At 68.3% G+C, this 23311-nt stretch carries 25 protein-coding genes; 11 read left to right on the top strand and 14 right to left on the bottom strand.

From position 1 onward, the window contains the following. Positions 1-11: 11 nt before the first annotated feature. The 3 genes from FBY21_RS18650 to FBY21_RS18640 all read right to left on the bottom strand — a co-directional run bounded on the left by FBY21_RS18650 (position 12) and on the right by FBY21_RS18640 (position 3687). Complete coding sequence (locus FBY21_RS18650; RefSeq protein WP_044403634.1) at positions 12-1607, bottom strand: GMC family oxidoreductase; 1596 nt, start codon at positions 1605-1607, stop codon at positions 12-14. A gap of 70 nt (positions 1608-1677) precedes the next feature. Next, the gene (locus FBY21_RS18645; protein WP_142012859.1) at positions 1678-2223 is read right to left on the bottom strand and encodes a twin-arginine translocation pathway signal protein; all 546 of its coding nucleotides are present in this window, start codon (positions 2221-2223) and stop codon (positions 1678-1680) included. A gap of 33 nt (positions 2224-2256) precedes the next feature. Beyond that, on the bottom strand, positions 2257-3687 hold the full coding sequence (locus FBY21_RS18640; protein WP_044403632.1) for a coniferyl aldehyde dehydrogenase: 1431 nt from the start codon (positions 3685-3687) through the stop codon (positions 2257-2259). A gap of 201 nt (positions 3688-3888) precedes the next feature. Between FBY21_RS18640 and FBY21_RS18635 the strand changes: the two genes are divergently transcribed. Then, positions 3889-4560, top strand: a complete 672-nt coding sequence (locus FBY21_RS18635; protein WP_044403631.1) for a TetR/AcrR family transcriptional regulator — start codon at positions 3889-3891, stop codon at positions 4558-4560. Positions 4561-4581: 21 nt separating this feature from the next. Here FBY21_RS18635 and FBY21_RS18630 read toward each other — a convergent pair whose 3' ends face one another. The 4 genes from FBY21_RS18630 to FBY21_RS18615 are packed head-to-tail and all read right to left on the bottom strand — an operon-like array spanning position 4582 to position 8987. Further along, positions 4582-5565 carry a hydrolase gene (locus FBY21_RS18630; RefSeq protein ID WP_142012856.1) on the bottom strand — a complete coding sequence of 328 codons (984 nt, stop codon included), beginning with the start codon at positions 5563-5565 and terminating at the stop codon, positions 4582-4584. After that, a complete protein-coding gene (gene rsmD / locus FBY21_RS18625) occupies positions 5562-6158 on the bottom strand; it encodes a 16S rRNA (guanine(966)-N(2))-methyltransferase RsmD (RefSeq protein ID WP_074967175.1) in 597 nt (198 codons plus the stop codon). Before rsmD ends, FBY21_RS18630 begins: the two co-directional genes overlap by 4 nt. Continuing rightward, entirely contained in the window at positions 6158-7639 is a 1482-nt protein-coding gene (locus tag FBY21_RS18620; protein ID WP_142012854.1) for a M16 family metallopeptidase, read from the bottom strand. The genes rsmD and FBY21_RS18620 overlap by 1 nt, the downstream gene beginning before the upstream one ends. Beyond that, a complete protein-coding gene (locus FBY21_RS18615; protein ID WP_142012852.1) occupies positions 7632-8987 on the bottom strand; it encodes a M16 family metallopeptidase in 1356 nt (451 codons plus the stop codon). Before FBY21_RS18615 ends, FBY21_RS18620 begins: the two co-directional genes overlap by 8 nt. 141 nt (positions 8988-9128) lie before the next feature. Between FBY21_RS18615 and ftsY the strand changes: the two genes are divergently transcribed. The 5 genes from ftsY (at position 9129) to FBY21_RS18590 (ending at position 13912) form a co-directional block, all read left to right on the top strand. Next, entirely contained in the window at positions 9129-10592 is a 1464-nt protein-coding gene (ftsY, locus tag FBY21_RS18610) for a signal recognition particle-docking protein FtsY (RefSeq protein WP_142012850.1), read from the top strand. After that, positions 10589-11257 carry a cell division ATP-binding protein FtsE gene (ftsE, locus tag FBY21_RS18605; protein ID WP_044403625.1) on the top strand — a complete coding sequence of 223 codons (669 nt, stop codon included), beginning with the start codon at positions 10589-10591 and terminating at the stop codon, positions 11255-11257. The genes ftsY and ftsE overlap by 4 nt, the downstream gene beginning before the upstream one ends. Continuing rightward, positions 11257-12276 (top strand): permease-like cell division protein FtsX, encoded by a 1020-nt coding sequence (gene ftsX / locus FBY21_RS18600; RefSeq protein ID WP_142012848.1) that lies wholly within the window; start codon positions 11257-11259, stop codon positions 12274-12276. Before ftsE ends, ftsX begins: the two co-directional genes overlap by 1 nt. A gap of 114 nt (positions 12277-12390) precedes the next feature. Beyond that, positions 12391-13245, top strand: a complete 855-nt coding sequence (rpoH, locus tag FBY21_RS18595) for an RNA polymerase sigma factor RpoH (protein WP_107330245.1) — start codon at positions 12391-12393, stop codon at positions 13243-13245. A gap of 61 nt (positions 13246-13306) precedes the next feature. Then, on the top strand, positions 13307-13912 hold the full coding sequence (locus FBY21_RS18590; RefSeq protein ID WP_142012846.1) for a hypothetical protein: 606 nt from the start codon (positions 13307-13309) through the stop codon (positions 13910-13912). On the opposite strand, the gene mtgA is transcribed toward FBY21_RS18590, so the two are convergent. After that, a complete protein-coding gene (gene mtgA / locus FBY21_RS18585) occupies positions 13913-14656 on the bottom strand; it encodes a monofunctional biosynthetic peptidoglycan transglycosylase (protein ID WP_233473389.1) in 744 nt (247 codons plus the stop codon). Between the two features lie 35 nt (positions 14657-14691). Between mtgA and FBY21_RS18580 the strand changes: the two genes are divergently transcribed. The 5 genes from FBY21_RS18580 to FBY21_RS18560 all read left to right on the top strand — a co-directional run bounded on the left by FBY21_RS18580 (position 14692) and on the right by FBY21_RS18560 (position 18454). After that, a complete protein-coding gene (locus tag FBY21_RS18580; protein ID WP_074967184.1) occupies positions 14692-15069 on the top strand; it encodes a DUF423 domain-containing protein in 378 nt (125 codons plus the stop codon). Positions 15070-15181: 112 nt separating this feature from the next. Continuing rightward, positions 15182-15382, top strand: a complete 201-nt coding sequence (gene thiS, locus FBY21_RS18575; protein ID WP_044403619.1) for a sulfur carrier protein ThiS — start codon at positions 15182-15184, stop codon at positions 15380-15382. A 19-nt stretch (positions 15383-15401) separates the two neighbouring features. Continuing rightward, complete coding sequence (locus tag FBY21_RS18570) at positions 15402-16196, top strand: thiazole synthase (protein WP_044403617.1); 795 nt, start codon at positions 15402-15404, stop codon at positions 16194-16196. 8 nt (positions 16197-16204) lie between these two features. Further along, entirely contained in the window at positions 16205-16921 is a 717-nt protein-coding gene (gene trmB, locus FBY21_RS18565) for a tRNA (guanosine(46)-N7)-methyltransferase TrmB (RefSeq protein WP_142012841.1), read from the top strand. 189 nt (positions 16922-17110) lie between these two features. Next, positions 17111-18454: a DUF1329 domain-containing protein gene (locus tag FBY21_RS18560; protein ID WP_142012839.1), complete on the top strand. Its 1344-nt coding sequence runs from the start codon at positions 17111-17113 to the stop codon at positions 18452-18454. Positions 18455-18898: 444 nt separating this feature from the next. Here the strand turns inward: FBY21_RS18560 and FBY21_RS18555 are convergent, their stop codons facing one another. From FBY21_RS18555 to FBY21_RS18530, 6 genes are read right to left on the bottom strand one after another with little or no spacing between them, the layout of a single operon-like run. Further along, complete coding sequence (locus FBY21_RS18555) at positions 18899-19222, bottom strand: DUF3392 domain-containing protein (protein WP_044403610.1); 324 nt, start codon at positions 19220-19222, stop codon at positions 18899-18901. A 16-nt stretch (positions 19223-19238) separates the two neighbouring features. Continuing rightward, positions 19239-20444 carry a radical SAM family heme chaperone HemW gene (gene hemW, locus FBY21_RS18550; RefSeq protein ID WP_142012837.1) on the bottom strand — a complete coding sequence of 402 codons (1206 nt, stop codon included), beginning with the start codon at positions 20442-20444 and terminating at the stop codon, positions 19239-19241. Beyond that, positions 20441-21034 carry an RdgB/HAM1 family non-canonical purine NTP pyrophosphatase gene (gene rdgB, locus FBY21_RS18545; RefSeq protein ID WP_142012834.1) on the bottom strand — a complete coding sequence of 198 codons (594 nt, stop codon included), beginning with the start codon at positions 21032-21034 and terminating at the stop codon, positions 20441-20443. The genes hemW and rdgB overlap by 4 nt, the downstream gene beginning before the upstream one ends. Continuing rightward, the gene (locus FBY21_RS18540; protein ID WP_142012832.1) at positions 21031-21450 is read right to left on the bottom strand and encodes a DUF4426 domain-containing protein; all 420 of its coding nucleotides are present in this window, start codon (positions 21448-21450) and stop codon (positions 21031-21033) included. Before FBY21_RS18540 ends, rdgB begins: the two co-directional genes overlap by 4 nt. 17 nt (positions 21451-21467) lie before the next feature. After that, the gene (metW, locus tag FBY21_RS18535) at positions 21468-22088 is read right to left on the bottom strand and encodes a methionine biosynthesis protein MetW (protein ID WP_044403603.1); all 621 of its coding nucleotides are present in this window, start codon (positions 22086-22088) and stop codon (positions 21468-21470) included. A 15-nt stretch (positions 22089-22103) separates the two neighbouring features. Beyond that, entirely contained in the window at positions 22104-23243 is a 1140-nt protein-coding gene (locus FBY21_RS18530; RefSeq protein ID WP_142012830.1) for a homoserine O-acetyltransferase, read from the bottom strand. Between the last annotated feature and the right edge of the window lie 68 nt (positions 23244-23311).

The following is a 23311-nucleotide window of genomic DNA, read 5'->3' as shown; positions in this document are numbered from 1 at the left end:
CCCGGGGGGCGTCAGGCCTTGCCCAGGCGCTTGGCCAGCTCGGTGGAGAGCTGGGCGGTGAGGCCGTAGACCGACAACTGGGGGTTGGCGCCGATGCTGGTGGGGAACAGCGAACCGTCGTGGATCGACAGGTTTTCCAGCTGGTGGTGGCGTCCGAGGCTGTCGGTGACGGCCTGTTTCGGGTCCTCGCCCATGGCGCAGCCGCCCATGACGTGGGCGCTGCCCAGGCGGGTGCGGTACAGCTCCAGGGACAGGCGGTCGATCAGTTCGCGGGCTTCGGCCGGGGTCTTCACGTAGTCGGCATCGGCGTGCAGCGGCAGCACGGCCTTGGCGCCGGCGGCGAACTGGATCTCGGCCATGGTGTGGAAGGCCCGGCGCAGGCCGTCCCAGGTGTAGTCGGTGAGGCGGTAGTCGAGCACCGGGCTGCCGTCGCCGCGCAGCTCCACGGTGCCTTCGGCGCTCTCTGGGTGGAAGCCGTCGCGCAGCAGCGCCAGCATCACGTTGGTGTGGGGCAGTTGCTCCATGCGCAGGGCGTTGTCCTCGCCGAAGCGGCCGAGCAGGGTGGCGGTGAGCGCCGGTTGCAGCGGCGGCACTTCGAGCTTGTAGGACATGCGCCCGGTGGTGCCGTCGTCCCACTGGTAGTGGTCGGAGTAGATGGATTGCGGCGCGCCGTAGAACGGGTTGATGACCTGGTCGAACTGCGCGGCGGAGAAGTTCACCAGGTGTAGGAAGGTGCGCTTGCCGGCGCGGCCGTGAGGGTCGGGGGCGTCGGAGCGCAGCAGCAGGCCGGGGGTGTTGATGCCGCCGCCGGCCAGCACGTAGTGGCGGGCCTTGACGGTGATGGTGCGGCCGGTGGGGGCGACGCAGCGTTCGTCCATGGCCTGGCATTCGATGCCGGTGACCTTGTCGCCCTGGATCAGCAGGCGCTGGGCACGGGCGAGGTAGAGCAGCTCGCCGCCCTTGTCGAGGGTGGCGGGGATGGTGGTGACCAGCATCGACTGCTTGGCGTTGGTCGGGCAGCCCATGCCGCAGTAGCCGAGGTTCCAGCAGCCGCGCACGTTGCGCGGGATGACCTTCCAGTGCAGACCGAGCTTCTCGCAGCCCTGGCGCAGCACGTCGTTGTTGGCGTTCGGCGGGATGGCCCAGGGCGCGACGCCCAGGCGCTGTTCCATCTTCTCGAACCAGGGGGCCATCTCGGCCGGGCTGTGCCCTTTGACGCCGTGCTCCTTGGCCCAGTGCTCCAGGGTCGGCTCGGGGGTGCGGAAGCTGGAGGTCCAGTTCACCAGGGTGGTGCCGCCTACGGCACGGCCTTGCATGATGGTGACGGCGCCGTCCTTGGACATGCGGCCGATGCCTTCCTGGTAGAGGGAGGGGTAGGCCTCGGCTTCCTGCATCTTGAAGTCGCTGCTGGTCTTCAGCGGACCTTCCTCGATGATCAGCACCTTGTAGCCGGCGGCGCTGAGGATCTCGGCGGTGGTGCCGCCACCGGCGCCGCTGCCGACGATGGCGACGTCGGCTTCCAGGGTCAGGTCCTGCTCCAGGCGGGAGCCATTGTGGGTTTTCCAGCCGCGGGCCAGGCCCTCGGCGAACAGATCAGGTACGGGCATCAGCTCAATCCTCGGTCGCGCCGGCCGGCCTGGCGGTCGGGGCGCGGGGTTCTTGTTGTGGTAGCGGCGCTCAGACGGTCGGCGGACCGGGGTAGCCGCAGTGCGCCCAGGCTTCCTGCCGGCTGTACCAGGCCATCATCACCAGCTGCAGCAGGGAGGCGTGCCCCATCTTCAGCAGGCCGATGAAGCTGTTCTGCCAGCGCGAGAGGAAGGTGCGCACGTCGTCGGCGCTGGCGTTCTCCCAGCTGCCCCAGATGCCGGTGAGCGGGCCCCGGGTGATGGGCAGGGCGAGCACGTCGAACAGCTGCACGGTGAGCTTGAGCATCTCCGGGGAGAGGTGGGCCAGGGCGTTGTCCAGGCTCTGGATGGTGCCGGCAACGGCCTGGGGCATCTGCTCGGCGGCGACGGCGCCGGCGAGCATCACCGGGATCAGTGCCTTCAGGCAGGGCAGGTCGGAGTCCCGCAGCACGACCATGCCGTTGGCCGGTGTGGAGGTGGAGCAGCCGGTGAGGGTGGCGGTGACCCCGGCGGTGGCGAGGAATGCGCCGCCGACGAGGCCGACTTTCAGCAGGCCGCGCCGGGTAAGCCCCGGCGCTTGGAGGGTGGTGTCTGTCATTGTTGTTGTGACCCCATCAGGTCCCTTGCAGGGTTAGCGAACGAACAGCTTGTAGACCAGTTTCTGAATGGCTTTGCCGTAAGGCGGGTAGATCATCCGGGCGGCGTTGAAGCGTTGCTTGGCGAACACCGCCTTGGCCTTGCTGAAGGTGAGGAAGCCTTCGTGGCCGTGGTAGTGACCCATGCCGGACGGGCCGATGCCGCCGAAGGGCATGTCGTCCTGGGCGACGTGCAGCAGGGTGTCGTTCAGGCAGACGCCGCCGGAGTGGGTCTGCTCCAGCACGTGCTGCTGCTCGCGCTTGTCGTAGCCGAAGTAGTAGAGGGCCAGCGGGCGCGGGCGCTGGTTGACGTAGGCGAGGGCGTCGTCGAGGCGGTCGTAGGGCACCACCGGCAGCAGCGGGCCGAAGATCTCGTCCTGCATCAGCTTCATGTCGTCGTTCACGTCCAGCACCAGGGTGTGGGCCAGGCGGCGGGCCTGGTCGCCGGGGAACAGCGGGATGAGCCGCGCGCCCTTGGCTTCGGCGTCCTGCAGGTAGCCCTTCAGGCGCTGCAGCTGGCGCTCGTTGATGATGGCGGTGTAGTCGGGGTTGTCCGCCAGCTTCGGGTAGAAGCGGTTGACCGCCTCGCGGTAGGCGTCGATGAAGCCCTGCACGCGGTCCCGCGGGACCAGCACGTAGTCGGGGGCGACGCAGGTCTGGCCGGCGTTCATGGTCTTGCCGAAGGCGATGCGCTCGGCGGCGTCCGCCAGGGGGACGCCGGCGGAGACGATGGCCGGCGACTTGCCGCCCAGCTCCAGGGTCACCGGGGTGAGGTTCTCGGCGGCGGCGCGCATCACGTGGCGGCCGATGCTGGTGGCACCGGTGAACAGCAGGTGGTCGAAGGGCAGCTTGGAGAAGGCGACGCCCACGTCGGCCTCGCCCAGCACCACGGCGACCTGGTCCTCGGGGAAGATGCGCGCCATCAGCTCCTTGAACAGCTGGGAGGTGGCCGGGGTGGATTCGCTCATCTTGATCATCACCCGGTTGCCGGCGGCCAGCGCACCCACCAGCGGGCCGATGGCGAGGAACAGCGGGTAGTTCCACGGCACGATCACGCCGACCACGCCCAGGGGTTGGTAGACCACCTTGGCGGAGGCGGGCTGGAAGGCCAGGCCGACGGCGCGGCGGGAGGGCTTCATCCAGCGGCGGATGCGGCGGCGGGCGTAGTGGATGCCGTGCAGGCTGGGCATGATCTCGGCCAGCAGGGTCTCGTCCGCCGAGCGGTTGCTGAAGTCCTGGCTGACGGCGCGGATCAGGGCGTCCTGCTCGTTGAAGATCAGGTCGCGCAGCGACTGCAGCCACTGCATGCGCTGCTCGGCGCTGGGCATCGGGTGGTTGCCATAGGCGGCACGTTGGCGGGCGAACAGTTCTTCCAGCTGGCTGATCTGCTGCTGGGTCTGCTGCAGGTAGGCGACATCGGCGACCATGGCGGCACCTCTTCGTTATTGTTGGACATGCCGATTTCTAGAGTAATTGCTCTAGAGTGTCAAATAGCATGACGCGGCCGGCCGACGCTTGCCTACCAAACGAAAAGTTGGGCTGCCCGCCCCCGGGGCGCCGATTCACGGCCTCTGGGTAGTTTTGTTACCCTCGGCCACCTTTTTGGCGCCTGTGAGACCGACCCGCCCATGGCCCCACGCATCAAGACCCGCGAACGCATCGTGCAGAGCAGCCTGGAGCTGTTCAACGCCCAGGGCGAGCGGACGGTCACCACCAACCACATCGCCGCGCACCTGGGGATGTCACCGGGCAACCTGTACTACCACTTCCGCAACAAGCAGATGATCATCGCGGAGCTGTTCGCCGAGTACGAGGCGCGGGTGGACACCTTCCTGCGCCTGCCCCAGGACCGGCCGCTGAACATGGACGACAAGACCTTCTACCTGGAGGCGCTGCTGGCGGCCATGTGGCACTACCGCTTCCTGCACCGCGACCTGGAGCACCTGCTGGAGTCCGATGACGAGCTGGCGGCGCGCTACCGGGTGTTCGCCCAGCGCTGCCTGGGGCATGCCCAGGCGATCTACCGGGGCTTCGTCGAGGTGGGGATCCTGCGCATGGATGCGGCGCAGATCGAGGCGCTGGCGCTGAACAGCTGGATCATCATGACCTCCTGGGTGCGCTTCCTCTGCACCACCCGCAGCGCCCCGGGCGACCTGGACCAGCGCCTGCTGATGCGCGGCATCTACCAGGTGCTGGCGCTGGAGGCGGGCTACGTCACCGAGGGCTGCCGGGAAGCCGTGGCGGCGCTCCAGGCCCGGTTGTTCGTGCCGCTGGAGCAGGTGGTGCCGCCGCTGGGCTGACGTTGGCCAGGCGCAGGCCTGTCAGCGCGGCAGTGCGGCCAGCCAGGCGGGGATGCGCCGCTCCAGGTAGTAGTCGGGCTGGCGCGGCGAGCCGCCGATGAAGCCCACATGACCCCCCTTGTCGTGCAGCTCCAGCCGGGTGCTGGCGGACAGTTCGTGGGCCTCCGGCACGCTGTGGCGGAACACGAAGGGGTCGTCCGCCGACTGGATCAGTAGCGTCGGCACGCGGATGGCACCGAGGAAGAAGCGGCTGGAGGCGCGCCGGTAGTAGTCGTCGGCATCGGCGTAGCCGTGCAGCGGCGCGGTGATGCGCCCATCGAAGTCCCAGAAGGTGCGCAGGCCGTCCAGCGGGCCGAGCTGCTCCAGCACCGACAGGCGGTCGGCCATGCCCTGGTGGGCGAACAGGCGCTGCTTGTCGCGCACGTAGGCGACCATCTCGCGCATGAAGTGCCGCTGGTAGACCCTGGAGAAACCCAGGCCGATGCGGTCGGCGCACTGATCCAGGCGGAACGGCACCGACACCGCCACAGCGCCCTGTAGCGGGCAGGTCTCGCCGGACTCCCCCAGGTACTTCAGCAGCACGTTGCCGCCCAGGGAGTAGCCCACCGCATGGAGCGGCGCCAGGGGGCGGGTGCGGCGCAGGTGTTCCACGGTGGCGGCCAGGTCTTCGCTGGCGCCGGAGTGGTAGCCCCGGGGCAGCAGGTTGGGCTCGCCGGAGCAGCCGCGCCAGTTGATCGCCACGCTGGCCCAGCCCTGCTCCGCCAGGCGCTGCTGCAGGCCGAGCACGTAGAGCGAGCTGGACGAGCCGGTCAGCCCGTGAAGCACCAGCACCAGCGGGGCATGGGCGTCATGGGGGCCGTACCAGTCCAGGTCGATGAAGTCGCCATCCTCCAGCCACAGGCGCTCGCGCTGGCGTTCCAGCCGGGGCGGGTTGCGGAAGAAGGGCGACCACAGCGTCTGCAGGTGCGGGCCGGGCAGCCACCAGGCGGGGCGGAAGTCGTTCACGCGGTGCGGTGCCAGAGGGCGTAGTGGACGTTGCCGGTCTTCTTCTCCCGGTGCAGCCGCCAGTTGCCCGGCAGGCCGAGGGAGGAAGGTGCGGCTTCGCTTTCGGTGTAGACCCAGGCGTCGTTGGCCAGCCAGCCACGCTCTTCCAGCAACGTGCACACCGGTTGCAGCAGGCCGAGGTTGAACGGCGGGTCGAGGAACACCAGGTCGTAGGGCGTCGCGGCCTGGTTGGCCAGGTAGCGCAGGGCGTCGGCCTGCAGCAGTTGGCCGGTGCCGCAGCGCAGGGTGTCCAGGGTGCCGCGCAGGGCGGCCACCGAGTCGGGGTTGAGGTCCAGCGCCAGGGCTTCGCGGGCCCCTCGGGAGAGTGCCTCCAGGTAGAGCGCGCCGCTGCCGGTGAAGGGGTCCAGCACCCGCGCGCCTTCTATATAAGGGGCGAGCCAGTTGAACAGCGTTTCGCGGACGCGGTCAGGCGTCGGGCGCAGGCCGGGGCCGTCGGGGAAGGCGAAGCGGCGCGAACGCCACTCGCCGCCGATGATGCGCAGCTGGCCCTGGCCGCCATGGGCCGAGGGCTTCTTCGGGGTACGTGTGGCCATCAGTGCTCCGGGATGCCAAAGCTGGGTTTGAAGCGCTTCTCGGTCGGTGCCGGCAGTTCCTTCTGGGGAACCGTGGGGCCGGCGGTGACGATGATGAAGCGGTCCGGGTCGAGGTGGCGGGCCATGGCCGCCTTCACCTGCTCGACGCTGAGGCCCTGGACCTGCTTCATGAAGTCCTCCAGGTAGGTCAGCGGCAGGCCGTAGAAGCCGATGGCGCCCAGTTGGCCGACGATGTCGGCGTTGCTGGCGGTGGACAGCGGGAAGCTGCCGGCCAGTTCGCGCTTGGCGTCGTCCAGTTCCTTCTGGGTCGGGCCCTGGGCCAGGTAGTCGCGGACGATGTCCTTGACCAGCTTGAGGGTGCCGTCGCTGAGTTCGGCGCGGGTTTGCAGGCCGATCATGAACGGGCCCTGCACCTGCATGGCGGTGAAGCCGGAGCTGACGCCGTAGGTGAGGCCGCGCTTCTCCCGCACTTCTTCCATCAGGCGGGTGCCGAAGCCGCCGCCGCCGAGGATCTGGTTGCCCAGGTAGAGCGCGGCGTAGTCCGGCTCGGCGCGGTCGATGCCGAGCTGGGCCAGCAGCAGGTGGGTCTGCGCCGAGGGGAACTCGATGTGGGTGGTGCCGGGCTCCGGCCCCTTGGGCGCCTCGGTCCTGGCCAGGCGCGGGCCCTTGGGCAGTGCCTGGGAAACGCGGCTGGCGATGGCCTCGGCTTCCTCGCGGGAGAGGTCGCCGACCAGGGCGATCACCACGTTGCCGGCGGCGTAGCCCTTCTGGTGGAAGGCCTTGAGCTGGGCGACGGTGATGCCCGGCACGCTCTTCGCGTCGCCTTCGCTGGGGTGGGCGTAGGGGTGCTGGCCGTAGAGCTTCTCGAACAGGGCGAGGCCGGCGAGCTTGCCGGGGTTCTGCTTCTGGTACTCGAAGCCGGCGAGCATCTGGTTCTTGATGCGGGCCAGGGAGTCCTCGGGGAAGGTCGGCGCGCCCACCACCTGGGTGAATAGCTCCAGAGCCGGCTCGCGCTGGGCCGGGTCGGTGAGGCTGCGCAGGCCGGCGATGGCCATGTCGCGGTAGGCACCGTTGCTGAAGTCCGCGCCCAGGCCTTCGAAGCCCCGGGCGATGGCGGTGACGTCCTTGCCCTTCACGCCTTCGTTGAGCATGGCGTTGGTCAGGGTGGCCAGGCCGGGGGTGTCACCGTCCTGGCTGCTGCCAGCGGCGAAGGTCAGGCGCAGGTCGAACATCGGCAGCTCGGGGGCGGCGACGAACAGCACCCGGGCGCCTTCGGCGGTTTCCCACTGCTGGATGTCCAGCTTGCGGCTGGCCGGGGCCTTGCCGTCGAGTTCGGCGATGGAGGCCAGCTTGGGGGCGTCGCTCGCCTCGGTGGCGGCCACGGCCTCCCCGGGGCGGTTGACGATCAGGACGAGCACGCCCAGCAGGGCGATCAGGGCCAGGCCGAGCAGGCCGTAACGCAGGCCGTTGCGCTCACTCATGGCGGGGTTCCTCGGGCAGTACGTGGGCGACGCTGAGGCGGTCGCGGGTGAAGAAGGTGCGGGCGGCGGCCTGGATATCCGCCGGGGTGACGGCTTCCAGGGCGGCGAGGTCCTGCTCCATCAGGCGCCAGGACAGGCCGACGGTCTCCAGCTGGCCGATGGTGGAGGCCTGGCTGGTGATGGAGTCGCGCTCGTAGACCAGGCCGGCGATCACCTGGGCGCGCACGCGCTGGAGCTCGTCCTCGCTGGGCGGCGTCTGCTTGAGGGCCTCCAGCTCGCGCCAGAGGCCGGCTTCGGCCTGCTCCAGGGTCTTGCCCTTCTGGGCGTTGGGGGTGGCGCTGAGGGTGAACAGGCTGTCGCCCCGGCTGTAGCCGTCGTAGCTGGCGGATGCGCCGCTCACCAGTTCTTCGCCCCGCTCCAGGTGGCTGGGCAGGCGCGCGCTGTAGCCGCCGTCGAGCAGGGCCGAGGCCAGACGCAGGGCGTGCACCTGGCGGGCGTCTTTGGCGGTGGCCAGGCTGGGCACGTTGAAGGCCATCAGCAGGCTGGGCAGCTGGGTCTTCACGTGCACGACGAGGCGTCGCTCGCCGGGCGTGGGCAGCTCCAGGGGCTGCTTCGCCGGCGGCACCGGGCGCGCGGGGATGGCGCCGAACCAGCGCTGGGCCAGGGCCTTGACCTCGTCACCGGTGACGTCGCCGACCACCACCAGGGTGGCGTTGTTGGGCACGTACCAGGCCTCATACCAATGGCGCAGTTCCTCGACCTTCATGCGTTCGAGGTCGGCCATCCAGCCGATGGTGGGGGTGTGGTAGCCGCTGGCCGGGTAGGCCATGGCCTTGAAGCGTTCGAAGGCCTTGGCGCCGGGGCGGTCGTCGGTGCGCAGGCGACGCTCTTCCTTGATCACCTCGATCTCGCGCTGGAACTCCTCGGGCGGCAGGCGGAGGCTGGCCATGCGGTCGGCCTCCAGCTCGAAGGCCACGCCGAGGCGGTCCTTGGCCAGCACTTGGTAGTAGGCGGTGTAGTCGTCGCTGGTGAAGGCGTTCTCCTCCGCGCCGAGGTCGCGCAGGACGAGGGATGCCTCGCCGGGGCCGAGCTTGCTGCTGCCCTTGAACATCATGTGTTCGAGGGCGTGGGAGAGGCCGGTCTGGCCGGGCGTTTCGTAGCTGGAGCCGACCTTGTACCAAAGTTGTGAAACCACCACGGGGGCCCTGTGGTCTTCTCTGACGATGACTTTCAGGCCGTTTTCGAGGGTGTATTCATGGGTGGGTTGGGTCTCGGCGGCGAAGGCCGCCATGGGCAGCAACAGGCTGCCGAGCAGCAGGCCGGTGGCCTGGCGGGTGATCGCTTTCATCAATACTGGGGACCTGTCCGACGGGCCCGCGGGGCGTACCGCCTGCGGGCGAAGAGGTGCTAGGATACTCCATCCTTTTCCGGCGCGGCCAAGCTGTCGGGCCAGGCCCGCAGCGGCCGCTCCTTGAGATGCAAGCTACCCATGTTTGGTTCCAACGACGACAAGAAGACGCCGGCCGAGTCGGCCGAGAAAAAATCCCTGTTCGGCTGGTTCCGCCGCAAGTCCCAGGACGCGGCGCCGGCCCAGCCCGAGCCCACCCCTGAGGCCGCACCGGCCGTCGAAACCGCCGAGGTTCCGACGTCCGCTCCGGCGCCCGAGTCGGTGAGCGCCGCTCAGCCCGAGCCGGTTGCGCCCGCGCCCATCGTCCCCGAGCCTGCTGCACCTGCACCTGCACCTGCACCTGCACCTGCACCTGCACCTGCACCTGCACCTGCACCTGCACCTGTACCTGAAGTGGTCGCCCCCGCCGAGCCGACGGTGCCTGTTGAACCGGTTGCGCTGGTCGAGCCCGTCGTGGCCCAGGCCGAGCAGCCCGTTGCAGAGGTCCCCGCCGTGGTGCCCTCGCCGGCGCCGGTTGCCGTGCCGGTGGAGCCGCTGCCCGAGGCGGCGGCAGTCGCTCCGGCTGCCGAGGCCGTCCCCGAGGCGGCTGCACCGGTGGCCGCCGAGCCGGCCCGCGCCGGCTTCTTCGCCCGCCTCAAGCAGGGCCTGTCGAAGACCAGCGCCAGCATCGGCGAGGGCATGGCCAGCCTGTTCCTCGGGCGCAAGGCCATCGATGACGACCTGCTGGACGAGATCGAGACCCGCCTGCTGACCGCCGACGTCGGCGTCGAGGCCACCACCGCCATCGTCCAGAGCCTGACCCAGAAGGTCGCGCGCAAGCAGCTGGCTGACGCCGATGCGCTGTACAAGGCGCTGCAGGACGAGCTGGCCAGCCTGCTCAAGCCCGTCGAGCAGAAGCTGGTGATCGACAGCGCCAAGCGCCCCTACGTGATCCTCGTGGTCGGCGTGAACGGCGTCGGCAAGACCACCACCATCGGCAAGCTGGCCAAGAAGCTGCAGCTGGAGGGCAAGAAGGTCATGCTCGCCGCCGGTGACACCTTCCGCGCTGCTGCCGTCGAGCAGCTGCAGGTGTGGGGCGAGCGCAACAACATCGCCGTCATCGCCCAGCACACCGGCGCCGACTCCGCCTCGGTGATCTTCGATGCCGTGCAGGCCGCCAAGGCCCGTGGTGTGGATGTGCTGATCGCCGACACCGCCGGGCGCCTGCACACCAAGGACAACCTCATGGAGGAGCTGAAGAAGGTGCGCCGCGTGATCGGCAAGCTGGACGAGACCGCTCCCCACGAAGTGCTGCTGGTGCTGGACGCCGGCACCGGCCAGAACGCCATCAACCAGGCCAAGCAGTTCCACCAGGCGGTGAGCCTGTCGGGCCTGGCGCTGACCAAGCTGGACGGCACCGCCAAGGGCGGCGTGATCTTCGCCCTGGCCAAGCAGTTCGCCCTGCCGATTCGCTACATCGGCGTGGGTGAAGGTATCGACGACCTGCGCGACTTCGAGGCCGAGGCCTTCGTCCGCGCCCTGTTCGCCGAGCAGGAGCGCGCATGATCCGCTTCGAGCAGGTCGGCAAGCGCTATCCCAATGGCCATGTCGGCCTGCATGAACTGAGTTTCCGCGTCCGCCGGGGCGAGTTCCTCTTCGTCACCGGCCACTCCGGCGCCGGCAAGAGCACCCTGCTGCGGCTGCTGCTGGCCATGGAGCGTCCCACCACCGGCAAGCTGCTGCTGGCCGGGCAGGACCTCTCCACCATCACCAACTCCCAGATCCCCTTCCTGCGCCGGCAGATCGGCGTGGTGTTCCAGAACCACCAGCTGCTGTTCGACCGCACCGTGTTCGACAACGTGGCGCTGCCGCTGCAGATCCACGGCCTGTCCAAGCCGGAGATCGCCAAGCGCGTGGGCATCGCTCTGGAGCGTGTGTCCCTGTCGGACAAGGCCGAGCTGTTCCCGGCCGACCTGTCCACCGGCCAGCAACAGCGCGTGGGCATCGCCCGCGCCGTGGTGCATCGCCCGGCCCTGCTGCTGGCGGATGAACCCACCGGCAACCTGGACCCGCGCCTGGCCGCCGAGATCATGGGCGTTTTCGAGGACATCAACCGCTTGGGCACCACGGTTCTGATCGCCAGCCACGACCTGGCACTGATCGCCCGCATGCGCCACCGCATGCTGACCCTGCAACGCGGCCGCCTGATCGGCGACGGGGAGGCCGGCTGATGAGCGCATCCCGCATGCCGCCACCCAAGCCCGCCGAGCGCGTGGGCGCCACGGCCCGTCCCGAGGAGCCGCATAAAGACGGCGATGACGGCCCGGATTTCCGCACCCTGCTGGCGGCCTGGCTGGAAAGCCACCGTGCCAGCCTGATGGACAGCCTGCGCCGCCTGGGCCGGCAGCCCATCGGCAGCTTCTTCACCAGCCTGGTGATGGCCATTGCCCTGAGCCTGCCCATGGGGCTGTCGCTGCTGCTCAACAACGTCGAACGCCTGGGCGGCTCCTGGCAGCGCGCGGCGCAGATCTCCCTGTTCCTGCAGATGGACGCCAGCGAAGCCGACGGCCGCAAGCTGCGCGACGAGATCGCCGGCATGCCCGACGTGGCCGAAGCCGAGTGGATCAGCCGCGAGCAGGCGCTCGAAGAGTTCCAGCAGCAGACCGGCCTGGGCCAGGCACTCAAGGAGCTGCCGGAGAACCCCTTGCCCGGCGTGATCCTGGTGACGCCCAAGGAAGTCGACAAGACCACCCTGGAAGCCCTGCGCCTGCGCCTGGCCGAGCTGCCCCGGGTGCAGCAGGCCCAGCTCGACCTGGTGTGGGTCGAGCGCCTGAGCGCCATCCTCAAGCTGGGCGAGCGTTTCATCTTCGGGCTCACCGTGCTGCTGGTGCTGGCGCTGTTGCTGGTGATCGGCAACACCATCCGCCTGCACATCGAGAACCGCCGGATCGAGATCGAAGTGATCAAGCTGGTGGGTGGAACCGACAGCTACGTGCGGCGTCCCTTCCTTTATATGGGCGCGCTGTATGGCGTGGGTGCCGGCCTGCTGGCCTGGCTGGTGCTGGCCTACGGGCTGGACTGGCTGAACGACGCCGTGGTGCGCCTGGCCGGTTTGTACGGCAGTGACTTCGCCCTTGTCGGCGTGCCGCTGGGCGACGGATTGTCGCTGCTGCTCGGCGCCATCCTGCTGGGCTACATCGGCGCCTGGCTGGCGGTGGCGCGCCACCTCAGCGAGCTGGCGCCGCGCTAGCAGAACCGCCCCGGGACGGGGCGGAAACGAGGGGTGTAACGAAACTTTTACGCCCCCTTGCAGTCATAAAGGCCAGTGCTACACTGCGCGAGCTTAGTGAATCGGAGGATTCGCATGACCACTTCCCTGCAACCTGTCTATGCCCTGGCCCCCGGTGCGAACCTGGATGCCTATGTGCATGCGGTCAACGGCATCCCGCTGCTGACGGTCGAACAGGAGCGCGAACTGGCCGAACGCCTCTTCTACCAACAGGATCTGGAAGCGGCGCGGCAAATGGTGTTGGCGCACCTGCGCTTCGTTGTACACATCGCCAAGAGTTATTCCGGTTACGGCCTGGCCCAGGCCGACCTGATCCAGGAAGGCAACGTCGGCCTGATGAAGGCCGTGAAGCGCTTCAACCCCGAGATGGGCGTGCGCCTGGTGTCCTTCGCGGTGCACTGGATCAAGGCCGAGATCCACGAGTTCATCCTGCGCAACTGGCGCATCGTCAAGGTCGCCACCACCAAGGCGCAGCGCAAGCTGTTCTTCAACCTGCGCAGCCAGAAGAAGCGCCTGTCCTGGCTGAACAACGAAGAAGTCCATGCCGTGGCCCAGAGCCTGGGCGTGGAACCCCATGAAGTACGCGAGATGGAAAGCCGGCTGACCGGCCATGATATGGCCTTCGACCCGGCGGCGGATGCCGACGACGACGCGGCCTACCAGTCCCCCGCGCACTACCTGGAAGACCACCGCTACGACCCGGCGCGTCAGCTGGAGGAAGCGGACTGGAGCGACAGCTCCACTGCCAACCTGCACGAAGCGCTGGAAGGCCTGGACGAGCGCAGCCGCGACATCCTCCACCAGCGCTGGCTGGCCGAGGAGAAGGCCACGCTGCACGACCTGGCCGCCAAGTACAACGTCTCCGCCGAGCGTATCCGCCAGCTGGAGAAGAACGCGATGAACAAGCTCAAGGGCTTCATCCAGGCCTGAGCCGTCGCATGATCGAAAGCCGCCCCAACGGGCGGCTTTTTTCTGCCCGGAGAAATCGACCATGGCGATGCCGTCCCTGCGCCCCGCCCACGGCGTGTTGTTTGTGCTGGTAGCCGTGCTGTTCTTCGGCCTGGCGATTTGGATGCAGCGGGGTGGCGAGCCCGCCGCCCCCCTGGCCTGCCTGGAAGCCTGGCAATCGCCGCTGCTGGAACCCATGGCCGAAGGCACGCTGACCCTGGCGGCGCTGGACGATCAGGCCCATGGCGAGCTCTGGCTGCGCAACGCCGGCGAAGGCCCGCAACTGCTGTTCCGCAGCGAAGGGGAAGGCGAGGATGCCTGCAACCTGGAAGGTGAACTGGCCCTGGACGACGCCGAGCGCGCGAGCCTGCTCAAGGCCCTGGGCGGGCACTCCCCGGAGGGCGAGCAGCCCCTCAGCCGGCAGATGCTGGACCAACTGGGGCAGCACCGCTTGTCAGCCCTGGAAGTCCGCCCCCAGCAGCTGCCGGACGCGGAGCGGCTGGTGGCCAGCGTCGGCCAGCCCCGCCTGCGGCTCCAGTTGGGGGTGGGAGAAGCCTGGGTCTACCCGGTGGAAGGCCTGACCGCCCAGGTGGTGGATGGCCAGGTGCACCGCATCCGCGTAGTGCCCCGCGCCACCCTCAAGCAGTGATCAGAACGGCACGGCCGGCTTGAGCTGCTCCAGGTACTGGCTGCCCCCCAGCTGGCTCATCTGCTGGCGGATCCAGCCGGCGCGGCGGGCGACGTAGCTGCCCGGGCGCCCGGCATTCCATTCCCGGGGGTTGGGCAGCACGGCGGCCAGCAGGCTGGCCTGGCGCCGTGACAGGTAGGGCGCGCCGATGCCGAAGTGGTGGCGCGCGGCCGCCTCGGCGCCGAACACGCCGTCACCCCATTCCACGCTGTTGAGGTAAACCTCGAGGATGCGCTGCTTCGGCCAGAGCGTCTCGATCAGCACCGTGAACCAGGCCTCCAGCCCCTTGCGCAGCCAGCTGCGGCCGGACCAGAGGAACAGGTTCTTGGCCACCTGCTGGCTCAGGGTGCTGGCCCCGCGCAGGGAGCCGCCGCGCTCGTTGTGTGCCAGGGCGGCACGGATGGCGGGTACGTCGAAGCCCCAGTGCTCGGCGAACTTCTGATCCTCGGCGGCGATCACCGCCACCTTCAGGTCGTCGGGCAGTTCCTTCCAGGGGCGCCAGGTGCGCTGCAGGTCGATGGGGTCGCCATCGATCCACGACTCCACCTTGCGCTCCACCATGATCATGCTGCCGGGCGGCGGCACCCAGCGGAACAGCAGCACCAGCAGGACGGAACCGGCGGCGAACCAGATCAGCAGCTTGAACAGGCGACGACTCAGGGATCGGATCATGCGTGGCTTGGCCTGGGCGGGTTGGCGCGCCATTATAGCGGCCGCTCTCATCCTGTCTGGAGTGCCCAATGGCCCGGTTGTTCCTGCTGCTCGCCGCCTTCACCGGCTTCACCGGCGTCGCCCTCGGCGCCTTCGCTGCCCACGGCCTCAAGGCCCGGCTGAGCCCGGAGCACCTGGCGGTGTTCCAGACCGGCACCCACTACCAGCTGATCCACGCCTTGGCGCTGTTCGGCGTCGCCCTGCTCAGCCTCCACGCACCGGGGCGCCTGGTGAACGCGGCCGGCGGCTGCTTCGCCCTCGGCATCCTGCTGTTCTCCGGCAGCCTCTACCTGCTCACCCTCAGCGGCATCGGCAAGCTGGGCATCATCACCCCCTTCGGCGGCGTGTCCTTCCTGGCCGGCTGGCTGTGCCTGGGGCTTGCTGCGTGGCGCCTCGCCGCGCGCTGAAGCAGGCCTGACCCTGGCGTCAAAAAGCAGGACGAATGGCGTCATTCAGCCTTGGTCATCCCCAGGGTTCGGGGCTAGAATGCGGGCCCCCCAATGTTGTGACCGTCCCGTCATGCGCATCCAGTTGAACGGCGAATCCCACGAACTGCCCGACGGCCTGACCGTCGCGGACCTGATCGTCCGACTCGACCTGGCTGGCCGCCGTGTCGCGGTCGAGCTCAACCTCGACATCGTGCCGCGCAGCCAGCATGCCGCCACCGTCCTGCGCGATGGCGACCAGGTGGAAGTGGTACACGCCATCGGAGGCGGCTAGCCGCCCGCAAGGAGTCCACATGAGTCAGAAGCCGATCGACAAGCCATTCACCCTGGCAGGTCGGACCTATGAGTCGCGCCTGCTGGTCGGCACCGGCAAGTACAAGGACCTCGACGAGACCCGTCTGGCCATCGAGGCCTCCGGCGCCGAGATCGTCACCGTGGCGGTGCGCCGCACCAACATCGGCCAGAACCCGGGCGAGCCCAACCTGCTCGACGTGATTCCGCCCAGCCGCTACACCATCCTGCCGAACACCGCTGGCTGCTACGACGCCATCGAGGCCGTGCGCACCTGCCGACTGGCCCGTGAGCTGCTGGATGGCCACAACCTGGTGAAGCTGGAAGTGCTGGCCGACCAGAAGACCCTCTTCCCCAACGTCATCGAGACCCTCAAGGCCGCCGAAGTGCTGGTCAAGGAAGGTTTCGACGTGATGGTGTACACCAGCGACGACCCCATCGTCGCCCGCCAGCTGGCCGAGATCGGCTGCATCGCCATCATGCCGCTGGCCGGCCTGATCGGCTCCGGCCTCGGCATCTGCAACCCCTACAACCTGCGGATCATCCTCGAGGAGACCCGCGTGCCCGTGCTGGTCGACGCCGGTGTCGGCACCGCCTCCGACGCCACCATCGCCATGGAGATGGGCTGCGACGCGGTGCTGATGAACAGCGCCATCGCCCATGCCCAGGACCCGGTGATGATGGGCGAGGCCATGAAGCACGCCATCGTCGCCGGCCGCCTGGCCTACCTGGCCGGCCGCATGCCCCGCAAGCTCTACGCCAGCGCCTCCTCGCCGCTGGATGGTCTGATTCGCTGAGAACCTCCATGACTGAACAGCTGGATTCGCCGAACGAGAACGGCGAAGTACGCCACCGCACCATCAAGAGCTTCGTGATGCGCGCCGGCCGCATGACCGACGGCCAGCAGCGCGGGCTCGACCAGGGCCTGCCGCGCTTCGGCCTGGAGCTGGCCGACGGCCTGCAGGACTTCGACGCGGTGTTCGGACGCCGTGCACCGCGCACCTTCGAGATCGGCTTCGGCATGGGGCACTCGACCCTGGAAATGGCCGCCGCCTCGCGGGGCGAGGACTTCATCGGCGTCGAGGTGCACCGCCCCGGCGTCGGTGCGCTGCTCAACGGCATGCTGACCCAGAACATCGACAACATCCGCGTCTACACCTGCGATGCCCTCGAAGTCCTGCGGGACTGCGTCGCTGACGCCAGCCTCGACCGCGTCCTGCTGTTCTTCCCGGACCCGTGGCACAAGGCCCGTCATCACAAGCGCCGTATCGTCCAGCCCAGCTTCGCCGAGCTGGTGCGCAGCAAGCTCAAGGTCGGCGGCGTGCTGCACATGGCCACCGACTGGGAGCACTACGCCGAGCACATGCTCGAGGTGATGAACGCCGCCCCGGGCTACCGCAACCTCGCCGAGGACGGCCGCTACGTGCCGCGCCCCGAAGAGCGCCCGGTGACCAAGTTCGAACGCCGTGGCGAGCGCCTCGGTCACGGTGTCTGGGACCTGAAGTTCCAGCGCATCGACTGATCCACCGCAGTACCCGCCCCGTGCCCTGGCAGCACGGGGCATCCAGGAACGACCCTATACACAGACCGGGACCACCCGGCCGCCAGGACGGCACCCCTCACCTGATCCGACACTGAACAGGCCCCGCCTCGCCGGCGGTGGCACAAGAACAAGAGCGACGCCACCCGTGAGCGCCGCGAGGAGAAGGCTGTGTTGAGAAAGTTAGCAATTCTGCTGCTGGCGTCCTGCGCCCTGCAGGCCCAGGCCAAGGTCGACGCCGACCAGGCCGCGCGTTTGGGAGGGGAGCTGACGCCGCTGGGCGGCCAGCGCGCCGGCAACGCCGAGGGTTCCATTCCCGCCTGGGACGGCGGCCTGTCCACCCCGCCCGCCAGCTACCAGCCGGGCATGCACCACCCCGATCCCTACGCCGGCGAATCGCCCAAGTACGTGATCACGGCCCGCAATGCCAGCCAGTACGCCGCGCACCTGCCTGCCGGCCTGAAGGCGCTGGTGGAAACCTACCCCGACTATTCCATTCGGGTCTTCCCGACCCACCGCAGCGCAGCCGCCCCCCAGCGCATCTACGACGCGACCCGCCTCAATGCCCTCAATGGCGAGCTGATCGCCGGCGGCAACGGCGTGCAGGGTGTGGCGGCGGGCATCCCGTTCCCGATCCCGGCCAGCGGGCTGGAGGTGATCTGGAACCACATCCTGCGCTACCGCGGTGACCAGATCCATTTCGTCACCAACCAGGCGGCGGTGCTGGCCAACGGCAGCTACAACCTGCTGAAGCTGGATCGCAACATCTACTTCGTCTACGGCCGCGACGGCGTGACCCCGAAGGACCTGGAAAACACCATCTTCTATTACAAGTACGCGGTGGTGGCCCCGGCCAAGCTCGCGGGCTCGGCGCTGGTGGTGCAGGAAACCCTCGACCAGGTGCTGTCCATCCGCAAGGCCTGGCGCTTCAACCGGGGCGAGCGTCGCGTCCGTCGCCTGCCGATGCTGGCCTACGACACCCTGCAGCCGGACACCAACGGCATGGCCACCGCCGACGTGGTCGACTCCTACAACGGCGCGCCGGAACGCTACGACTGGACGCTGGTGGGCAAGCAGGAAATGCTCGTGCCGTACAACAGCTACGCGGTGCACCAGAAGGGCATCCCCTACGATCAGATCCTCAAGACCAAGTTCGTCAACCCGGACCTGCTGCGCTACGAGCTGCACCGCGTCTGGATCGTCGAAGCCGCGCTGCGCAAGGGCTTCACCCATCCCTACGCCAAGCGCCGCTTCTACATCGATGAGGACAGCTGGCAGATCCTCGCGGTGGACCTGTACGACAAGGACGGAAAACTGACCGGCCTGCAGGAAAGTCACCCGATCAGCTACTACGATGTCCCCATGTTCGGCAGCACCCTGGAGACCATCTACGACTTCGCCGGCTCGCGCTATTTCGCCGATGGCCTGGACAACAACGAACCGATGTACGACTTCAAAGCGCCCCTCGGCCCGCGTGACTTCACGCCCCAGGCCCTGCGCCGCGAAGGCAACTGATATTCCGGCCTGCCTGGCCACGCTCCAACCGCCCTTCGGGGCGGTTTTTTATTGGTTGTTTCCCTGTACCGTGCGGAACGGTTGATTGCTGAGTTTTGTTGATATCGCCTGTTTCGCCTTGCCGGGCGAGTTTCTTTTTTCAGTCGCCAAAAAAGAAACCAAAAAGGCTCGCCCCTGCATCCGGCCCGACTGCCGTCGGGTTCCCTCGTTCCATCGTCGCTCCAGGGGCCCGCGCTGACGGGCCATCCATGGCCCGGCAGCGCTCTCGCGACATCCATGTCGCTCAACCCCTTACGCGATGATTCCACTCGGCCTCCTGAAGGGGCATTTTTCCTGCCTCACCTCCGTGGCTCGGCACGACTCCAGCGTGCGCGCCCATCACGCTCCACACTTTTCCATGAGGAGAGACTGGAGGAGAGAGCAGTTGTTTGCTTTGGCCCGGACTCAGCTCCGATCAGCCAGGACGCCGATCAGGAAGAACACCAGGAGCAGCACGGGGGCCAGGGTGTAGTTGTTGAAGTAGCCCAGGCCCTTGGCCAGCCAGGGCGTGAGGAAGATCATCGCCAGCCCGTAGCCCAGCGCGCAGAGGGTGACGAACAGCAGGGTGCGGAAGAGGAAGTTGAGCCCGCCGATGCGCTGCTGGATCCAGGCGTTGATGCCCGGGCCGAGCAGCACCAGCAGGGTGGCCATGATGGCCAGGGAGATGTCGTAGAGGTGGCCACGGCTCCAGCGCGAGAGGGTGGCTACCAGGTCCAGGATCAGGTCCATCGATCGTCCTTAGCCCTCAGGGCAGGAAGCGTTGCAGCAGGTCGTTGAGAAACAGCTGGCCCTTGGGCGTGGCCGCCAGGCGCGCGGGGTCGGCCTGGAGCAGGCCCTGGGCCTCGGCCTCGCGGCGTGAAGCTGCCAGGTCGGCCAGGGGCAGCCCGGTGCGCTGGGGATAGAGCCCGGCGGGAACGCCGTCGGTGAGGCGCAGGGCGTTCATCAGGAACTCGAAGGGCAGCTCGTCGGCGTCCAGCTCCCGTGCGCCGGCCTGGAAGGCCTTGGCCGGGTCGAGGTAGTCCTTGGGCAGGCGGGTCTTCCAGGTGCGCTGGATGCGGCCCTCGGGGCTGCTCAGCTTGGCGTGGGCGCCGGCGCCGATGCCGAGGAAGTCGCCGAAGGTCCAGTAGTTGAGGTTGTGCCGGGCCTGGCGCCCGGCGCGGGCGTAGGCGGACACCTCGTACTGGGCGTAGCCGGCCTCGGCCAGCAGGGCCTGGCCGGCTTCCTGGATGTCCCACAGCAGGTCATCTTCCGGCAGCTGGGGCGGCTGGGACCAGAACACGGTGTTCGGCTCCATGGTCAGCTGGTACCAGGAGAGGTGGGTCGGCCCCTGGGCGATGGCGGTGCGCAGGTCGTAGAGCGCGTCCTCCAGGCTCTGGTCCGGCAGGCCGTGCATCAGGTCCAGGTTGAAGTTGTCAAAGCCGGCGTTGCGCGCCATGTCGGCGGCGCGGATCGCCTCGCTGCCGTCGTGGATGCGTCCCAGGGCCTTGAGCTTGTCGCCCTGAAAGCTCTGCACGCCGATGGACAGGCGGTTAATGCCGAGCTGGCGGTAGGCAGAGAACTTGGCTTGCTCGAAGGTGCCCGGGTTGGCTTCCAGGGTGATCTCGATGTCAGGGGCGAAGGGCACCCGGCGTTCGATGCCTTCCAGCAGCCGGCCCAGGGCCGCGGCGCTGAACAGGCTGGGGGTGCCGCCGCCGAAGAAGATCGAGGTCAGCGGGCGGCCGTGGACGTGGACGAGGTCCTGTTCCAGGTCCGCCAGCACGGCGTCGACGTAGTCCGTCTCGGGCAGCTCCGGGCCGGCGGCGTGGGAGTTGAAGTCGCAGTACGGGCATTTGCGCACGCACCAGGGGATGTGCACGTAGGCCGCCAGGGGCGGCAGCTGGAAGCCCTGGGGCAGGTGCTCCGGTGCGTCGGGTGTGACGTGCGACGCGGGGCTTCCGGCGTCCGGCTTCATATCCCCAACCGCTGCTTGAGCAGGGCCATGGCGCGGGCGCGGTGGCTCAGGCGGTTCTTGTCCGCCGGGGCCAGTTCGGCGGCGGAGGCGTTGCATTCGGCGACCCAGAACAGCGGGTCGTAGCCGAAGCCGTGCTCGCCGCGTGCCTCGAAGAGGATGCTGCCGCGCCAGAGGCCCTCGCAGAGGATCGGCAGCGGGTCGTCGGCGTGGCGCATCAGTGCCAGGGAGCAGATGAACTGCGCACCACGGCCGGCTTCCGGTACGTCCTTCAGGGCGTCCAGCAGCTTGGCGTTGTTGGCGGCATCGCCCTGGCCACCGGCGTAGCGCGCGGAGTAGATGCCCGGCGCGCCGCCGAGGACGTCCACCGCCAGGCCGGAGTCGTCCGCCAGGGCCGGCAGGCCCGAGACGCGCGCGGCGTTGCGGGCCTTGAGGATGGCGTTCTCGACGAAGGTCAGGCCAGTCTCCTCGGGTTCGACGTCGCTGAACTCGCCGATGGAGCGCACGCGCACGCTGTCACCCAGCATGGCCTGGAGTTCCTTGAGCTTGCCGGCGTTGTGACTGGCCAGCACCAGTTCCTTGAAGGGCATCATTCGTCTGGGAAGAATTCCTGGTCGAAGGTGAAGGTGTGCGGGGCGCCGTCGCCCTGCTGCACCGTGAGGGAGAAGTTGAACATTTCGCGCTGGGTGAAGGGGAACTGCGCCAGGTAGTAGATGGCGCCCCCTTCGCTGACCTGGCGGAAGGCCAGTGGCGTGACCTTGCCGAGCAGGTCCTTGACCTGGCCGCTGACCTGGGCAGTGCTGGGTTTGCCGGCCTTGAGCACGGCGATGTTCACCACGCCCTGGGTCTTGCTGCGCACCAGGCCGGCTGCGGCGGCGATGTCCGGCTGCAGGAAGCCGGAGTTGAAGGCGCTGTAGTGCACGTCGAGCTCGCCGAAGGTCTGTTTGCGCTCCGCGACGGCGGGCAGGGACAGGCAGAGGGCGAAGAGGCAGAAGATGAGGCGACGCATGGTGGAGGTCCTCCAGGTCAGATCGCGATGCGGCTTTCAGGCAGGCCGGGGCCACTGACTCGATAGATGCCGATTTCGCCCAGCAGGTTGGGCCACAGGCGGCTCGGCAGATTGTGCCTGTGCAGGCGGTCGACGGCCAGGCGATCCAGCACCCGCACCCTGAGGTCCTGACAAAGCGCCTCGAAGTCGTGGAAGGTGCAGAAGTGGATGTTCGGCGTGTTGTACCAGGTGTAGGGCAGGAAGTCGGAAACCGGCATCCGCCCGTTGCGCGCCAGGTACCAGCGGCAGCGCCAGTGGCCGAAGTTGGGGAAGGTGATGATGCACTCGCGGCCGACGCGGAGCATTTCCTCCAGCAGCTTGTCCGGGTAGTGCACGGCCTGCAGGGCCTGGGTCATGACCACCACGTCGAAGCTGTTGCTGGCGAAGTTGCCGAGGCCCTTGTCCAGGTCCTGTTCGATGACGTTGACGCCGTTCTGCAGGCAGCGGGCGATGTTGTCCGGGTCGATCTCCAGGCCGTAGCCGGTGACCTCCTTGTGGTCACGCAGCCAGGCCAGCAGGTCGCCGTCGCCGCAGCCCAGGTCGAGCACGCGGCTGCCGGCGGGGATCCAGTCCTTGATGATTTCGAGGTCGGCTCGCACGGGAGGGCTTCCTAGTCAGAGGGCGATGCGGTTCATGTAGCCGCTGAAGGCCTGCAGATAACGCGGGATCGGTATGAGGAAGGCGTCGTGGCCCTGGGGGGCGTCGATTTCCAGGTAGCTGACGTTCTTCCGCGCGGCGGTCAGGGCGTCGACGATCTCCCGCGAGCGGGCCGGGGAGAAGCGCCAGTCGGTGGTGAAGGACATCACCAGGAAGTTCGCCTTGGCCGCCGACAGGGTGCGCGCCAGGTCACCGCCATGGGCGGCGGCGGGGTCGAAGTAGTCCAGCGCCTTGGTCATCAGCAGGTAGGTGTTGGCGTCGAAGCGCCCGGAGAACTCCTCGCCCTGGTAGCGCAGGTAGCTTTCCACCTGGAACTCGACGCTGTGGAAGTCGTAGTTGAGCTTCTCGCTCTTCAGGCCACGGCCGAATTTCTCGCCCATGGCGTCGTCGGAGAGGTAGGTGATGTGGCCGACCATGCGCGCCAGCATCAGGCCGCGCTTGGGGATCACGCCCTGCTCCTGGAAGTGCCCGCCGTGGAATTCCGGGTCGGTGAGGATGGCCTGGCGGGCCACCTCGTTGAAGGCGATGTTCTGGGCCGACAGTTTGGGCGCCGAGGCGATGGCCAGGCAATGGCGGACGCGGTCCGGGTAGCTGATGGTCCACTGCAACGCCTGCATGCCACCGAGGCTGCCGCCTACCACCGCGGCCCACTGGCCGATGCCCAGGGCGTCGGCGAGGCGGGCCTGGCTGTGCACCCAGTCCTCCACCGTCATCACCGGGAAGTCGGCGCCATAGGGCTTGCCGGTGGCCGGGTTGAGGCTGGAAGGGCCGGTGGAGCCGTTGCAGCCGCCGAGGTTGTTGAGGCTGACGACGAAGAAACGCCGGGTGTCGATGGCCTTGCCGGGGCCGATGCAGCTGTCCCACCAGCCGGGCTTGCGGTCTTCCATGCTGTGGTAGCCGGCGGCGTGGTGGTGGCCGGACAGCGCATGGCAGATGAGGACCGCGTTGCTGCGGCTGGCGTTGAGTTCGCCGTAGGTCTCGTAGACCAGTTCGTAGTCGGTGAGGGTGCGGCCGCAGGCCAGCGACAGCGGTTCGCTGAAGCGCTGCACCTGGGGCGTCACCAGGCCGACGGAGTCTTCGGGAATGACGGTGGGCATCGCAACCGCTGCTCTTTTTTCAGGAAGGGCGCCAGTCTAAAGAGCACCGCAGCACCCGGCAAGCGCGC

Origin of the sequence: Pseudomonas sp. SLBN-26, assembly GCF_006715895.1 — a bacterium.
GTDB classification, from domain to species: domain Bacteria; phylum Pseudomonadota; class Gammaproteobacteria; order Pseudomonadales; family Pseudomonadaceae; genus Metapseudomonas; species Metapseudomonas otitidis.
The sequence above is the reverse complement of the archived record's forward strand: the minus strand, read 5'-3'. Positions and strand labels throughout refer to the sequence as shown.